This is a genomic window from Butyricicoccus sp. AM27-36 (assembly GCF_003480945.1).
GTDB lineage: Bacteria > Bacillota > Clostridia > Oscillospirales > Butyricicoccaceae > Agathobaculum > Agathobaculum butyriciproducens.
The window spans coordinates 151,781-165,919 of sequence record NZ_QUJR01000006.1 but is presented as its reverse complement, the minus strand read 5'-3'; the positions used below and the strand labels follow the sequence as shown (position 1 = coordinate 165,919).

16 protein-coding genes are annotated in these 14,139 nt (G+C 53.8%); 7 read left to right on the top strand and 9 right to left on the bottom strand.

Annotation, left to right across the window (positions count from 1 at the left end):
- Nucleotides 1-834, top strand: coding sequence for a sugar phosphate isomerase/epimerase family protein (locus DW724_RS09955; protein ID WP_243105730.1), 834 nt, complete (start codon nt 1-3; stop codon nt 832-834).
- 239 nt (nt 835-1,073) lie between these two features.
- On the opposite strand, the gene DW724_RS09950 is transcribed toward DW724_RS09955, so the two are convergent.
- From DW724_RS09950 to DW724_RS09920, 7 genes are all read right to left on the bottom strand, one after another.
- Nucleotides 1,074-1,481, bottom strand: a complete 408-nt coding sequence (locus DW724_RS09950) for a TRASH domain-containing protein (RefSeq protein ID WP_118761348.1) — start codon at nt 1,479-1,481, stop codon at nt 1,074-1,076.
- A 21-nt stretch (nt 1,482-1,502) separates the two neighbouring features.
- Nucleotides 1,503-2,147, bottom strand: coding sequence for an L-fuculose-phosphate aldolase (locus DW724_RS09945; RefSeq protein WP_118479018.1), 645 nt, complete (start codon nt 2,145-2,147; stop codon nt 1,503-1,505).
- Nucleotides 2,148-2,159: 12 nt separating this feature from the next.
- Nucleotides 2,160-3,245, bottom strand: coding sequence for a 2-hydroxyacid dehydrogenase (locus DW724_RS09940; RefSeq protein WP_118761347.1), 1,086 nt, complete (start codon nt 3,243-3,245; stop codon nt 2,160-2,162).
- Nucleotides 3,246-3,335: 90 nt separating this feature from the next.
- A complete protein-coding gene (locus DW724_RS09935) occupies nt 3,336-4,748 on the bottom strand; it encodes a PTS galactitol transporter subunit IIC (RefSeq protein ID WP_118729053.1) in 1,413 nt (470 codons plus the stop codon).
- Between the two features lie 78 nt (nt 4,749-4,826).
- Nucleotides 4,827-5,126, bottom strand: coding sequence for a PTS sugar transporter subunit IIB (locus tag DW724_RS09930; protein ID WP_199667385.1), 300 nt, complete (start codon nt 5,124-5,126; stop codon nt 4,827-4,829).
- A gap of 57 nt (nt 5,127-5,183) precedes the next feature.
- Entirely contained in the window at nt 5,184-5,642 is a 459-nt protein-coding gene (locus DW724_RS09925) for a PTS sugar transporter subunit IIA (protein WP_118479014.1), read from the bottom strand.
- 31 nt (nt 5,643-5,673) lie between these two features.
- Nucleotides 5,674-5,934: an HPr family phosphocarrier protein gene (locus DW724_RS09920; protein ID WP_118479012.1), complete on the bottom strand. Its 261-nt coding sequence runs from the start codon at nt 5,932-5,934 to the stop codon at nt 5,674-5,676.
- A 180-nt stretch (nt 5,935-6,114) separates the two neighbouring features.
- On the opposite strand from DW724_RS09920, the gene DW724_RS09915 reads away from it, so the two are divergent.
- Nucleotides 6,115-7,080 (top strand): sugar-binding transcriptional regulator, encoded by a 966-nt coding sequence (locus tag DW724_RS09915; RefSeq protein WP_118761346.1) that lies wholly within the window; start codon nt 6,115-6,117, stop codon nt 7,078-7,080.
- Nucleotides 7,081-7,187: 107 nt separating this feature from the next.
- Here DW724_RS09915 and DW724_RS09910 read toward each other — a convergent pair whose 3' ends face one another.
- Entirely contained in the window at nt 7,188-8,234 is a 1,047-nt protein-coding gene (locus DW724_RS09910; RefSeq protein WP_118729055.1) for a zinc-binding dehydrogenase, read from the bottom strand.
- Nucleotides 8,235-8,542: 308 nt separating this feature from the next.
- Here DW724_RS09910 and DW724_RS09905 point away from each other — a divergent pair, with 308 nt between their 5' ends.
- Genes DW724_RS09905 through DW724_RS09890 form a run of 4 tightly spaced genes read left to right on the top strand, consistent with a single transcriptional unit; the run spans nt 8,543 to nt 11,814 of the window.
- Complete coding sequence (locus DW724_RS09905; RefSeq protein WP_118284910.1) at nt 8,543-9,445, top strand: 1-deoxy-D-xylulose-5-phosphate synthase N-terminal domain-containing protein; 903 nt, start codon at nt 8,543-8,545, stop codon at nt 9,443-9,445.
- Between the two features lie 17 nt (nt 9,446-9,462).
- Nucleotides 9,463-10,449: a transketolase family protein gene (locus DW724_RS09900; protein WP_118479004.1), complete on the top strand. Its 987-nt coding sequence runs from the start codon at nt 9,463-9,465 to the stop codon at nt 10,447-10,449.
- Nucleotides 10,450-11,109 carry an HAD family hydrolase gene (locus DW724_RS09895; RefSeq protein ID WP_118761345.1) on the top strand — a complete coding sequence of 220 codons (660 nt, stop codon included), beginning with the start codon at nt 10,450-10,452 and terminating at the stop codon, nt 11,107-11,109.
- A 12-nt stretch (nt 11,110-11,121) separates the two neighbouring features.
- Nucleotides 11,122-11,814, top strand: coding sequence for a class II aldolase/adducin family protein (locus tag DW724_RS09890; RefSeq protein ID WP_110436230.1), 693 nt, complete (start codon nt 11,122-11,124; stop codon nt 11,812-11,814).
- Nucleotides 11,815-12,017: 203 nt separating this feature from the next.
- Here the strand turns inward: DW724_RS09890 and DW724_RS09885 are convergent, their stop codons facing one another.
- Nucleotides 12,018-12,872 (bottom strand): helix-turn-helix domain-containing protein, encoded by an 855-nt coding sequence (locus DW724_RS09885; protein WP_158580261.1) that lies wholly within the window; start codon nt 12,870-12,872, stop codon nt 12,018-12,020.
- Nucleotides 12,873-13,095: 223 nt separating this feature from the next.
- Between DW724_RS09885 and DW724_RS09880 the strand changes: the two genes are divergently transcribed.
- Nucleotides 13,096-14,028, top strand: a complete 933-nt coding sequence (locus tag DW724_RS09880; protein WP_118761343.1) for a sugar phosphate isomerase/epimerase family protein — start codon at nt 13,096-13,098, stop codon at nt 14,026-14,028.
- The last annotated feature ends 111 nt before the right edge of the window (nt 14,029-14,139 follow it).

Here is a 14,139-nt window from a genome sequence, read left to right as displayed (position 1 = left end):
ATGCTGAAACTCGGATATAACGAAGCAACCTGCAAGGAAAATTCCACAGTTGAAAACGACCTGCTGCTGTGTGAAAAGTACGGCTATGACTATATCGAGCTGCGTCTCGATATGCTGCAGGAGTATCTCAAGACCCACACCACAGACGATCTCAAGGCGTTTTTTTCAAAGAGCCATATCAAGCCGTTTGCATTCAACTCCATTGAGAACATCAACTTCTGCACGCCGGAGGAGTGGGAAAAGCTTGTAGAGCTGTTCACCTTCGGCTGCAAGGTGGCTCAGCAGATCGGCAATCCGTACATTATTGTTGTGCCGACTGTTACCAACGAGATCTGCACCAAGAACGAGAAGGAGATCTTCGACGACTCGGTGAAGGTGCTGAACGAACTCGCTGACATTGCTGAACCGTACGGCGTCAAGCTGTCCTTCGAGCCGATCGGTGACAAGAAATGGTGCGTCAACAGCGTTCGTCAGGCGCTCGAGATCGTCAACGCCGTCAACCGCGACAGTGTTGGTCTGACCGTGGACTGCATCAATGTTTACCTGCACGACAAGTGCGCGGACGTTGATTTCATCCGCAAAATTCCCAAGGAGAAGCTGTTCGTGTTCCACATCAACGACTGCGAGGACCTGCCGCTCGGCATCCTCGACCACTGCCACCGTCTGATGCCCGGTCTGGGTGCAATTCCGGTGCAGGAGGTTGCTGATGCGGTACAGGCAGTCGGCTACGACGGCCCTGCGTGCCTCGAACTGTTCCGTCCGGAATACTGGAGAATGCCTGCTGAGGATGTGATCCGCATGGGTGCGGAAACCACCCGTCCGTTCCTCGGCTAATTTTCCCGAATCGCAGATCAAATTCCACATTCAATTTATTCTCTCTTATTTATATTCAAGTCTCCAAACAGAATACAAATATAATTTTCTCCTCAAAAGGACGGAAGGTACTTGGACCCTTCCGTCCTTTTGCTTTCCATCACATCAGACAATCCTGCAAAACCCCAAAGGGCGCTCCTTCGAGCGCCCTTTGGGGTTATGGAAAGACCTGACTTTCGCCAGACCGATCGCACTTGTCTTTACCGCAGCGTGAGCACCACCAGCACAACTGCCGACACGCTCAGCACAAGGCCGATAATGCGCGTTAGCCGCGTTACGCCGCGGAAGCTCATCGCGTGAAAGCTCTCAAACGAGGTGACCGGATACGGAAACGCGATAAACGCCAGTCCCGCAACAAGCTGACCGGCATACGCACCGATCATGCGCAGCGGACTGTCACCGCCGAAAAATGCACTGATAACAAATCCGATGCCGCCCAGAAAGACCAGAAGATACAGTGCGGTCTTGAATCGCTTATCCAGCTTGATATACTGCTCGGTCTTTGCCGCACAATCCGCGCAGCACACATCAAACGAGCGCGTGCGCACCTTTACCTTAGTCGGCTTTTCCGGCAGATCACCGCCGCAGTATACGCATTTTTCCTCCATAATGGTCCCCTCCTGCAAAATTTATTTCTGTCGGTAGGTCTGGAATGCCTCCAGAACCGAGCTGATCTGCTCGTCATTCAACAGTTTCGGCTCCTGACCGGCTGCCTTACAATTATAATAGAGCTGTGCGCAGAATTCGATCTGCTCGGACACATCCAGCGTGTAGCTGATATTGCCGCCGACGCACAGCAGACCGTGATTTCCGAGAATGCAGGCGTAATTATCGCCCATGCCGTCCAGCGCCGCCTGTGCCAGTTCATAGGTGCCAAACGGCACATACGGAATGCACGGCACCTCTCTGCCCGAATACGCCACCAGATAGTGCAGCGGCGGAATGCTCCAGCCGAGACACGCCAGTGTAGTAGCGTAGCGCGGATGCGTGTGCACGACCGACTTGATGCCCGGGCGCTTCTGGTAGAAAATACGGTGCATGTCCACCTCGGAAGATGGCTTGCGGTCGCCGTCCGCCTTTTCGCCGTCGAGCGTCATAACGACCACATCGCTTGCGTCGGTCTTAAAATAGTCCATGCCGCTCGGACTGATGGCAAACAGGTTCTCCTTTTCGTTGTAAATGCTCAGGTTGCCGAAGGTGCCTGCGGTCAGACCGCGCTTGAGCATTTCCTGTCCGTATACAACGATTTTCTCTCTTTCTTCCTGCAAAAGCATTGCGTTTCCTCCTTACTCCAGTGTGATGGACACATGATTTACCACCCGATCGGTCACGCCGTCAGCCAGGAACCGATCGACCTCACGCATAAGCAAAAACGGCGCCCGTGGGATCGCGTCTACCGTGGTGCCCGCAATGTGCGGTGTGAGCAGCACGTTGTCCATCTGCAGCAGCGGATCGTCCACGGCGAGCGGCTCGCTGTCGTACACATCCAGCGCCGCGCCTGCCATGCAGCCCTGCTGCAGCGCCTCGACCAGTGCCGGCTGATCGACCAGACCGCCGCGCGCGGTGTTGATAAAGTACGCCGTTTTTTTCATGCGGGAAAAATACTGCATGCCGATCATATGCTCGGTATCCGGTGTCAGCCGCAGGTGCAGCGATACAATATCGCCCTGTTCAAACAGGGTTTCAAGTGAATCGACCAGCTTGATTGCACCGAGACCGGCCTTTTCCAGCTTTTCCGGACTGGTGTATGCGTCATACGCGATCACCGGCACGCCGAGTGCCAGCAGACGGCGCGCCAGCGCGCTGCCGACGTTGCCGATACCGGCCAGCGCCACCGTATGGCTGGAAAGCGTCATCAAATGGTCCGAGTTGTAAAAGCTCTTCATCCATACGCCTTCGCGCATTTTGCGGTGCGATAGCGCGATATCGCGCGTCAGATCAAGCATCATGCCGAGGGCAAAGTCCGCGACCGGCTCTGCATTGCGGATAACGTTGAGCACCGGAATATTGCGCTCACTTGCAGCTGCAAGGTCAATGTGCTCCATGCCGCCGCGGCAGGTCAGGATGACCTTGAGGTTAGGCGCTTTCTCTATCAGCGCACGCGGCACCGGATTGAAATGCACGAGCAGAACCTCTGCCTCGCCGATCACCTCGTCCAGACCCTCCGCATACGGTACGGCTTCCGGACCGTTCCGCTCGAGTTTGAGCTGCCGCGAGGTGAATTCCTGCTTGTCGGAGCCGCCCCACATCAGCTTGGTGATCCTGCCGCAGCAGAGTGCGCTTTGCCGCACCGCCTGCTCCATCGTGTCCGGCGAAACAAAAGCATCACCGACCAGTACGATATTCTGCGGCTTTTGTGTCAATTCCTTCATCTTTTCCTCCTCTTCGGAATAAAACAACAGCCGGCTGCGCTGCATTTGTTTGCAGCAGCAGCCGGCTGTTTTCAGTTTAGAAGCAATCGCTTAGTATGCCGAGTAAGCAGCAGCAGCGTTCTCCAGATAGCCAACGAAACGCTCCTTGTTCTTCTTGAACAGGAAGTACAGCACGAAGTATGCAATGACAACCGCACCGATGATGATCGGATTCTGAGACCAGAATGCGTAGAACAGACCGGCGATCAGCGGGTGGCACATAATACCGAAGCTGATGATGAATACGCCTTCTTGTGCCAGCTGGAAGCCTGCGTCAACAGCGACCTGCGTAAAGGTCGGCGCGAGAACGGACGCAACAACCAGGCCCAGAGAGAACCAGATCGCACCGGAAACAACGCTCTTTGCGATATTGCCGTTGGATACGCAAACAAATACCTCAACCATGTACGGCAGAGCGCACAGGTCAGCCATCGGCAGGATGGTGTTGCCCGGAAGAACAAATGCTACAACCAGCATGATCGGGATCAGCAGGATGCCGGTAACCAGTGTATTCGGCTCGCCGTAACCGCATGCATCGTTAACAGAAAGATACCACTCACGGCCTTCGCCGGACTTGGCAGCCTTGGACTTGTACGCATCAGTCAGAGTGGTAAATGCGCTTGCGAAGATACCGGCTACCTTCGGGAATACTGCCATGATCGCTGCGGTGGAAACGGCTGCAGAGGATACCGTACCCCAAGCCGTCAGCGCACCCTCGCCGACCAAAGCGTTGAAGTTGCCGATGATGCCGATCAGAGCGCCGACAACCAGACCGATGAACATAGGCTCACCGAGGATGCCGAGCTTCTTCTGCAAGGTCTGTGCATTCAGCTTGATCTTGTCAAAGCCGATCTTGCCGAGGAACCAGTTCATGAATACCGCAAACGGCAGGCTCTCCAGATGATGAGGAGCGGTCATGCAGCAGTTATCGTAATCATAATAGGTAGACCAGCGCTTTGCGCAAGCCTCAGAGAACAGCAGGATGTAAAGCAGCTGAACGACCATCAGAGCCATGGAGAGCATCATGTTGTCGGTCAGAGCATACAGCATGGAGCCCCAAACCATGAAAGAGTAGTTGTTCCACAGATCGGATGCCATAAATACGTTCGTCCACTTGGTGAAGAACAGCACAAGCTGCAGAATGATTGCAACACCGATGAAGATCAGGCCGACCTTGGTCGAATACGCGATAACCGACGTGGACTGCCAGCCGGTATCGAGCGTCGGCAGGTTTACGCCTGCGTTCGTAACCATCTGGTTAACAACCGGTGCGATAATCGCGGAATAGCTGTTGATAACGAGGTTGAAGCCCGTCAAGCCGACTGCACACAGCAGTGCCGTGTTAAATGCCTTCTTACCGGTAACACCCATACACTTTGCAATGATAAACAGAATAACCGGTACGAATACTGCAGCACCGAATGCACTGAATACATCACTTAATGTTTGAAAGAAACTTGCCATGCTTGGAACCACCTTTCTTTTTACCCTTTTGCCTTTACTCTTTGCTATGGATGACTATGAGAAAATGCGCCTTACCCTTTACGCATTTGCCTCCAGGATCTTCAGGCAGTCATCGACTACCTTGTCCTCGGACAGACCGGTCAGCATGCCGACTGCCTTTACCTTCGGGATGCCGAAGTCCTCGTAAACCGGGCTTACACATGCAATCAGATCAAACTTCTTGCCGGTGATCTCGGTCGAAATGCTGTTCGGACTTGCTTCCACCATGGCAGCGTCCCAACCCTTTTCCTTCAGGCGCTCCTTGAGCTTTCCTGCTACCATTGCGGAGCTTACCGTACCCGAACCGCATACACACAGAATGTTACAAGTTTTCATCATTTGACCCTCCAATAAATTAGATTTAACCGTGTTTTGAACAGAACCGCAGTCCTGTAATCAACCAATGTACTTCTGAGCCGCCTCGAACAGCTCGTCCTCATTTTTTGCTGCGCGGAATGCCGCAACGACCTCCGGCTGCTGGAATACGCCGAGCACCTTCTGCAGCAGCTCGACCTGCTCATCCGGATTCTTGATGGCCATCATGAACAGCATTTCCGCCTGCACCTTGGTATCCGGATCGCCCATATGTTCAAACTCGACCGGGTGCTTAAGCTGTGCGATGCACACGCCCGGGCGGTTAACATGCTGCGGATCGGTGTGCGGCATAGCTACCGCGATATCCGCCAGCTGCAGACCGGTCGCGTAATTCTTCTCACGCGCAACAACTGCATCAATATAGGTGTCCTTTACGAAGCCTTCATCGTAAAAACGCTGACCGACCTTGCGGATTGCCTCCTCGGCGTTTGCCGCTTCCACATCCCGCAGGATCAGATTGCGAAAGGTTGCCTGTTCCATCTTTGCTCTCCTTTTCTCTTAGCTGCTGTTCTTAGTCGGTCAAGCCTTCCAGAAACTCCATAATCTTTGCACCGGATTCCTGCTCACTGGCGCCTTCTACCTCGATCTTGATCGCTGAACCTTTTTTCAGACCTGCGGTCAAAATTCCAATTACATTTTTGGGGTTAATCGTGCCTTTTTCGCAGATCAGACGAATATCATCCGGAATATCCTTGCACAGCTTGGCCAGCTGGCTGGCCGGACGTGCGTGCAGACCGGTCGGATTTTTTACAACAAATTCACTGGTGAACATGGATGTTCCTCCTATTTCCTACTATTCCTATGGAATATTATTACAATTCCTATGAGCAATATCATATTGGATTTTTCGCTTTTTGTCAATACGTTTATTGACATTCTATACGAAAAACGCTATACTTTGTGTTGTGAACAAATGTTCATCTAACTTTTCAAATTTTTAAGGAGGCCTATTATGAGCAGCCGTACCGATTTGCTCGTACGAATCTCCGAGCTTTATTATCAGCAGAATCTCAGCCAGCAGGATATCAGCAAAATCACCGGCATTTCCCGTCCCACAATCTCCCGACTTCTCGATGAAGCGAAGGAGATCGGCGTGGTTGAAATCATCGTTCATAGTCCGATCAACAAAAATCCGCAGCTTTCGCACCTTGTTCGTACAACCTTCGGTTTACGCGATGCGGTCATCGTTGCCGGAGATTATGAATTCGACCAGTCCCTGACACGTTGTGCACACTGTGCAGTAGATTTTCTTTCGACCGTACTGGAAAACAACATGTCTATCGGCATTTCGTGGGGCCGTGCACTGGAAGCACTGTGCGATGTCCTCGAACCGACCGATTATTCCGACTACTATAATGTAACTGTTGTGCAGATGGTCGGCTGCCTCGGCACCGGCAATCCGCGTGTGGACGGCCTCGAGCTTGCGCTCCGGCTTTCCAAAAAGGTGCACGGCACCTATTCCAACATCTATGCACCGGTCTATGTGGACAGCGAGCTGGTTTACTCCTATCTCACCGCCGAGCCGCAGATTGAAGCAACACTCAAGAAGGCAGGTTCGGTAGATATCATCCTCACCGGCATCGGTTCGCTGAATGACGCCAACGGCTCACTTTATAAATCCGGCTGCTACAACGCCGAGGAACGCAAGGAGCTGATGCGTCGCGGTGCGGTTTCCAGTCTGCTCGGCCGCATGTTTGACATCAACGGTAACGAGGTTCAGCTGGACAGCCGCTACGTCATCTCCGCTCCGTTGGAGGCAATGCGCACTCCGGCGTGGTCGATCGGCATCAACGCCAGTGCCGAAAAGGCAGAATGCACGCTTGCCGCCGTGCGCGGAAAGTACATCAACGTACTGGTCGCGGACGAGGCACTCGCCCGCCGCATGCTGGAAATGGAAGGCGTTGCCGTTCCCGAATAAGCACCCCTTTTTTAGAATCAACCAATACCGTACAAGCGGTATTGGTTTTTTCTTTTCTCTCATTTCTTTATCATAATCAGTTCATTCTTTATCCGTCGCGGGATTGCTTATTGCAGACTGTCATCGAGCACGATAACACCCTTGGCGCCTTCGCCTCGAATCATCTTGTCAAAGCCGTCGCGCCATTTCTCCAGCGGATCGATTGAGGTGACGATCTTTTCCGGTACAACTGTGCCTGCCGCCAAAAGCTCCAGAGCCTTGACCCACGAGGACGGCTTCTGGCTGCGGGAGCCAACATAGTTGATCTCGTGATGCAGGATCAGGTCGGTCCAGATACTCTCATGCGATTGCGGGAACACGCCCATCTGTACAACTGTGCCCTTGCGGCGTACCAGCTCAAGCGCCTTGTTGGCTGCCGGAACCGCACCCGAGCACTCAAAGCACTTGTCCGCACCGACACCGTTCGTCATCTCCATCACGATATCCTTGATGTTCTCGGTCTGCTGATCAACACAGCGGTCCGCGCCTGCACTCTTTGCAATCTCAAAGCGTTCCGCATCGTGGCTCAGTCCGGCAACGATAACGGTCGCGCCCTGACTCTTTGCCACCTGCATAACCATCTGGCCGATTGCGCCGACACCGAATACCACGCAGATATCGCCAGGCTGTACATTGCCCTTCTCGATAGCAGCATGTACGCCGCACGCAAGCGGTTCAGTGAGCGCGGCACTCAGCAGCGATACGTTATCCGGCAGGACGTGAACGCTTTCCTCTCTGCTGACCAGATACTCAGCCATCGAGCCGTTAATCTGGGTGCCAATGCCCTGCCGGTTGCCGCACAGATTGTAATCCTTGGATTTGCACATCGGGCATACGCCGCAGGTCTTGAAGGTGGTCTCGCTGGTAACGCGATCTCCCACCTTAACATTCTTTACGTCCGGACCGATCTCGGTGACTACACCAGAGAACTCATGGCCGAGTACAACCGGCGGCTTAGTGCTCGCGTAGGTGCCCTTGAACGCATGAAGATCAGTGCCGCAGATACCGGAGTACGCGATCTTGATCTTTACCAGATCTCCGGTCGCTTTGGGTTCCGGAATATCTGTATACTGCATATGATCAAAACCGGTCTCCGTTTTCACAACAGCTTTCATAATTCATCTTCCTTTCATGGAACTCGCGGGAATATTTGAAATTTTGTTCATTGTTGTGAACTGTTTTCTAAATTCCTTTTATCTCATTATAGGCAACATAAACAGTCTCGTCAAGCAATTTCCGCGCTTCAATCGTCGTTTTTCACTATTTTACTAATTTCATCAACTCGTTTTTGGCACAAATGACAAGTTTTCTATCGTTGACATTTGTGCTTGTATGTGAAATAATGTTTTTAAGAGATCGACACCACAACCCACAGCACCGGCTGTTCGTATAGGTATTGGATTCAGAAAGGAGTCATGCTCTTATGAGTGAAAAAAATTATTCCACCGCCGATATTCAGGCGGTCGCTAACGGAATCCGCAAGCAGATTCTCGGCGTTGCACTGAAAACCGGCGGCTGCTATCTGGCACAGGCGTGCTCGTCGGCAGAAATCATTGCCTCCCTGTACACCCGTGTGATGAACCTTGGTCCGTCCGTCGGCAGCTGGGAGCCGATTCCGTTCCCCGGCGTTCCGGGGCCGGATAATATGGATTATCAGCGAGGCTCCTCTTACAACGGCGCTCCCGCACCGGATAAGGACCGTTTCTTTGTATCCTGCTGCCACTATGCTTCGGTTATCTACGCCGCACTGGCAGAGACCGGCCGCATCAGCCCGGACTGCATGGACAAATTCAATGTAGACGGCTGGAACATGGAAATGATCGGTGCGGAGCACTCCCCCGGATTTGAGAATACCGCAGGCTCGCTCGGCCAGACCATCTCGATCGCAGGCGGCACGGCTCATGCCCGCAAGCGCCGCGGCGACACCGGCAAGTGCTATGTTCTGCTCGGTGACGGTGAGCTGCAGGAAGGTCAGACCTGGGAGTGCATTCAGGCTGCCGGCTACTACAAGCTGGATAACTTCATCGTTGTAATCGATGCAAACGACCAGCAGGTTGAGGGCAGGATTGAGGATCAGATGACCGAGGAGCCGCTGATCGACCGCTTCACCTCGTTCGGCGCAGTCTGCGTTGAGGCAAACGGCCACGACATTGAGGACTTCTGCAAGGCATGTGAGACCCCGCATGAGGGCAAGCCGCTCGTTGTTATCGCACGCACGCACGGCTGGACCGGCGTTAAGCCGCTCGAAAAGCCGCGTTCGATGCATTTTATCCGCATCGGCGCTGACGAGCGTGATGAATTCCAGAAGATCTATGACGAGATGTGAGAAGGAAGGAGTTCAAAATGAAGATCGAAGTTAATACACATGAAAAAAATATGATTCGCTTCGCAGCCGAGCATCCGGAGGTTCTGGTTATGTCGGCCGACCTCGGCTCCTCCTGCGAAGTAAAAAAGTTCCGCCAGACCTACCCGGACCGCTATCTGACCATGGGTATCGCTGAGCAGAACATGTGCTCCTGGGCAGCCGGCATGTGCCGTGAAGGCTACCGTCCATTCCTGCACACCTTTGCGGTATTCCTGTATCGCCGCATCCTCGATCAGCTGGAAATGAGTGTTGCTTATCCGAATCTGCCGGTTGTATTCGTCGGCTTTGTGCCGGGCATTACCACGCCGGGCGGTGTTACCCACCAGTCCATCAACGACATCGGCGTACTGCGCACGGTGCCGAACATGGCCATCTTCGACATCGGTGATGCAACCGAAATCGAAGGCGTGCTCGATCTGGCATACAACTACAACGGTCCGGTTTACATCCGCATGCTTCGCAAGGAAGTTCCGCGCCTGTTCCCGGCAAACGAGCCGATGCAGTTCAACCGTGCCCGCGTGCTGAGTGAAGGCGATGACATCGTTCTGCTGTCCTCCTCCATCTGCACTGAGGAAGCAATGCGCGCTACCGCAGTTCTGAAGGAAAAGGGCGTTTCCGTACAGCATATGCACGTTTCCACCCTCAAGCCGTTCACCGACCCGACCATCGTTGAGGCCATCAATAAGAGCAAGTACGGCGTTGTTACCATCGAAAACCATCTGGATATCGGCGGTCTCGGCTCCGCTGTTGCTGATGTTATCGCAGAGAACGGACTGGGCAAGCGTCTGGTCAAGATCGGCCTGCCGGGCTATCCGCACGGTGCGTCCAAGATGTATCTGATGAAGAAGTACGGCATTGATGCCATGCACCTCGTATCCGCTGTCGAGGACCTGACCGGCAAGAAGCTCGGCGTTGCAGAGTCCGATCTGGAAGCCGTTCGCTTTGTAGACTTTCTGGAGGTATAAATGGGCTTTCGCGCCTGTGTCTGGGATTTGGACGGCACGCTGCTCTATACCCTGCCGACCATTCACCATTACTGTAACCAGTCCCTTCGTCATTTCGGCTTTCACGGCATTACGCTCGACGAATGCCGTGACCTGTGCCGCCTTTCTATCGCGGAGTTTTACCATAAGCTGCTGAAGCTCGGCGGCTGCCCGCCCGATCGGGTCGCCGCACTTCAGCCCGCGATACGCGATTACGACTGCGCCGCATACCTCAGCGATTTCACCTATCTCACCCAGCCGTATGCAGGGGTGTGTGAAACGCTTGCAGAGCTGAACCGCCGCGGCATCAAGAACGCCGTTCTGACGAATAAACCCAATGCCGTTGCCTGTGCGCTCATCGACCGATTTTTCGGAGATGCGATGGAGCTGTGCGTCGGACAGACGCCAGAGACCATCTCCAAACCCGATCCGCACTCGATGGACCCTGTGCTTGATCAGCTGGGCATACCACGTGAGCAGATACTCTATGTCGGTGACACCGATGTGGACATGCAGACCGCACGCAACACACAAACGGCAGCCGCTGCTGCCGCATGGGGCTATCAGCCGCTCGAAATGCTGTTGCCCTACCATCCGGAATTCATCGTCCGCAGACCGGAACAGCTGCTCACGATTTTTTAGGAGGAATTCACCATGTTTTCGGAAATGAAAAAAGAAATCATCGAAGCCGGTATCCTGCTCGACCGCTATGAGCTGGTATCGCTGACCTGCGGCAACCTGAGCGTGCGCATGCCGACCGGCGAGATTCTCGTTACGCCGTCCGGTATGATGTACGAGAAGATGGTCGAGGATGATATGATCGTCATGGATATCGACGGCAATGTCATCGAAGGCACCCGCAAGCCTTCGTCCGACACACCGGCTATCCTGCATATCTTCCGCGAGCGTCCGGACATCAACGCCGTTATCCACACCCACCAGCCGTATGCGACTGCGGTTTCGCTCATTCCGGGCCTGACCGAGTTCCGCGTATGCATTACCGCACTGGCCAATGCCGCCGGCGGCAATGTGCCGATCACGCCGTATTCGGCTGCAGGCTCGATCGATATGGGCATTGATACGGTTAAGTACGTCGGCAACGGTCATGCCGTTATCCTGTCTCAGCACGGCGTTATGACGGTCGGCAAGGACCTCAATCAGGCGCTGTACGCTGCGGTCTACCTCGAAGAAGCCGCAAAATGCTATCTGGCTGCCCGCGCAGCCTGCGTCAACGGCGAGATCAAGCAGATGAGCGACGCGCAGATTCAGCAGATGGTTGACGTATTCCAGTATTACGGTCAGGGCACTGCCAAGATTCCGGAGGATCTGGTAAAGCGAATCGACTAAACTCACACAGTCTACCTATTCACTCAGATAGAAATTTCCAAACCAAACCTTAAGACAACACCCCTCTAATAAAATCAGGACGGAAGGTCTCTCGAGCCTTCCGTCCTGATTTTTTAGCGGGCATCGTCCGCACCATTATAAAATTCCTGTAGAATATCTAAAACCTCGTCAGAGAATCCGCTGCATTCTTTGACGAGGTTCTTTTACTGCAGTCTGCTGCCCTGCATATTCTCCAGATACTTCCTGCGATACCGAATCGGCGGCAGACCGACCAGCTTCGCAAAAATGGCGTTGAAGTGGTTTACGTTGGTGTAGCCGACGATGGCGGCAATCTGCGTTGCGCTGTAATCGGTGGAAATGAGCAGGTTCTGCGCCTCACCGACACGACAGCGTATCATATAATGGATGGGCGACATACCCGTGATCTCCTTGAAAATATGCGCCAGATGATACGGCGACATGGACATCGCCTCTCCAATATCCTCGAGTGTCAGCTGCTCGGTGAAATGCGTGCCGATGTACTGCCGGATACGGTTCGCCAGCACCAGATTATGCGGCTGATCGGCGGCGCGCGCATCCGGCGGCAGATTGGCCGACAGCAGCACCAGCGCAGGCAGCAGCTGTGCGACGATTTCATCCGAGTAGGACGTTCTCCGTTCCGCGTGCTCGTAAATCAGTTCGCTGAGCGACTGCATGTGGTCAATCTCGTCCATCGCCGGACGCACAAATCCGTTTTCTGCCTTGGTGAAATGCCCTTCCGGCAGTCCGCACAGCTGCAGACTGGAAATGCCAAAGCAGAACGTGCCGATCTCGTGTTGCAGGGACGAGGTGACTTCATGCAGATCGCCTTGATTATATAGTAAGATATCCCCCGTGCGGATCGGATAGCTGTAGCCGCCCGCGATGTACTGACCCGCCCCCTGATAGACATACAGCATTTCCGTGAACCGCTCATGCCGATGGATGGCGCGTGTGATAGTCGATGCCGCTACGATCTGCTTGGTGGCGTACAGCAGACTCGGCATCTGACCGGATACAAAACGTACTCCTTCTTCCATACTCTCCCCCCTGTGTGAATATAGGTATAGTATATCGTATTTTGGTGCAGACCACAAGAATCCGTATAAACCAAATTGATACCCCTGCTTTTTGTGCAATATTTCGAGAGTTTTCACAAAACAAAACGCAAGAACAAAGAAACACCATATTCGCCGGAATAGTATAATAAAATCATCAAAAAGAACAAAAACTTCACGGAAACAGCGAAAGGAGTTTTCAATTATGAGCATTCAAATCTGCGGTGCACCCTGCTGCTGGGGTGTGGATGACCCCAAGAATCCGTATTTACCGCCCTGGACGCGCGTACTGGAGGAAGCCGGTAAAGCCGGTTACAGCGCCATCGAGCTTGGCCCCTACGGCTACCTGCCGATTGACGCAGAACTGGTAGCCAACGAGCTTCGCAAGAACGGTCTTGCCATCGTGGCAGGCACCATTTTCCATGATCTGCTCGACGCGGACAATCAGGAGAGCGTGCTGCACGCGGTTGACGACATCTGCCGCCTGATCACCGACCCGAAGCTGCCGGTGCTCAAGACCCACGACGGCCAGAAGTTCCCCACGCCGTACATGACCGTTATGGACTGGGGACACGATGAGCGCGACTACGCCGCAGGCCATCCGGACACCGCGCCGCGTCTTTCCGATGAGGAATGGGCGCGATTCATGGGCAACGTCCGCGCCGTATGTGAACGCGCGAACAAATGGGGTGTGCGCCCGGTCATCCATCCTCATGCAGGCGGCTACATCGAGTTTGCAGACGAGATTGCAAAGGTTGTCCGCGATATTCCGTACGAGGTTGCCGGTCTGTGTCTGGATACCGGTCACCTGTACTATTCGCACATGGACCCGGTAGAATACCTCAAAAAGTACGCTGACAAGCTGGATTACGTCCACTTCAAGGACGTAAACGAAACCGTTTACCGTCAAGTGCTCGGTGAGCGCATCCGCTTCTTCGACGGCTGCGGCAAGGGCGCCATGTGCCCCATCGGCTCAGGTTCGCTCGACTATCCGGCCATCAAGCAGGCGCTTGCAGATATCGGTTATTCCGGTTACATCACCATCGAGCAGGAGCGCGACCCGCGCAACTCGGACAACAGCCTGCGCGATGTCAAGGCCAGTGTAGACTATCTGAAGTCGGTCGGCTACGAAATCTAATCACACCCGAGCGAGGAGCACGGCTCTTCTCTCCCGTGCTCCCGCTCCACTCTCTCAATAGTTCAAACACAATATTTTAATATTCATGTAGTTTTTAAGGAGGATTTCTTT

Coding starts and splice junctions, on each gene's coding strand:
- DW724_RS09955 (WP_243105730.1), top strand. CDS start 1: ATGCTGAAACTCGGATATAACGAAGCAACCTGCAAGGAAAATTCCACA.
- DW724_RS09950 (WP_118761348.1), bottom strand. CDS start 1,481: ATGGAGGAAAAATGCGTATACTGCGGCGGTGATCTGCCGGAAAAGCCG.
- DW724_RS09945 (WP_118479018.1), bottom strand. CDS start 2,147: ATGCTTTTGCAGGAAGAAAGAGAGAAAATCGTTGTATACGGACAGGAA.
- DW724_RS09940 (WP_118761347.1), bottom strand. CDS start 3,245: ATGAAGGAATTGACACAAAAGCCGCAGAATATCGTACTGGTCGGTGAT.
- DW724_RS09935 (WP_118729053.1), bottom strand. CDS start 4,748: ATGGCAAGTTTCTTTCAAACATTAAGTGATGTATTCAGTGCATTCGGT.
- DW724_RS09930 (WP_199667385.1), bottom strand. CDS start 5,126: ATGATGAAAACTTGTAACATTCTGTGTGTATGCGGTTCGGGTACGGTA.
- DW724_RS09925 (WP_118479014.1), bottom strand. CDS start 5,642: ATGGAACAGGCAACCTTTCGCAATCTGATCCTGCGGGATGTGGAAGCG.
- DW724_RS09920 (WP_118479012.1), bottom strand. CDS start 5,934: ATGTTCACCAGTGAATTTGTTGTAAAAAATCCGACCGGTCTGCACGCA.
- DW724_RS09915 (WP_118761346.1), top strand. CDS start 6,115: ATGAGCAGCCGTACCGATTTGCTCGTACGAATCTCCGAGCTTTATTAT.
- DW724_RS09910 (WP_118729055.1), bottom strand. CDS start 8,234: ATGAAAGCTGTTGTGAAAACGGAGACCGGTTTTGATCATATGCAGTAT.
- DW724_RS09905 (WP_118284910.1), top strand. CDS start 8,543: ATGAGTGAAAAAAATTATTCCACCGCCGATATTCAGGCGGTCGCTAAC.
- DW724_RS09900 (WP_118479004.1), top strand. CDS start 9,463: ATGAAGATCGAAGTTAATACACATGAAAAAAATATGATTCGCTTCGCA.
- DW724_RS09895 (WP_118761345.1), top strand. CDS start 10,450: ATGGGCTTTCGCGCCTGTGTCTGGGATTTGGACGGCACGCTGCTCTAT.
- DW724_RS09890 (WP_110436230.1), top strand. CDS start 11,122: ATGTTTTCGGAAATGAAAAAAGAAATCATCGAAGCCGGTATCCTGCTC.
- DW724_RS09885 (WP_158580261.1), bottom strand. CDS start 12,872: ATGGAAGAAGGAGTACGTTTTGTATCCGGTCAGATGCCGAGTCTGCTG.
- DW724_RS09880 (WP_118761343.1), top strand. CDS start 13,096: ATGAGCATTCAAATCTGCGGTGCACCCTGCTGCTGGGGTGTGGATGAC.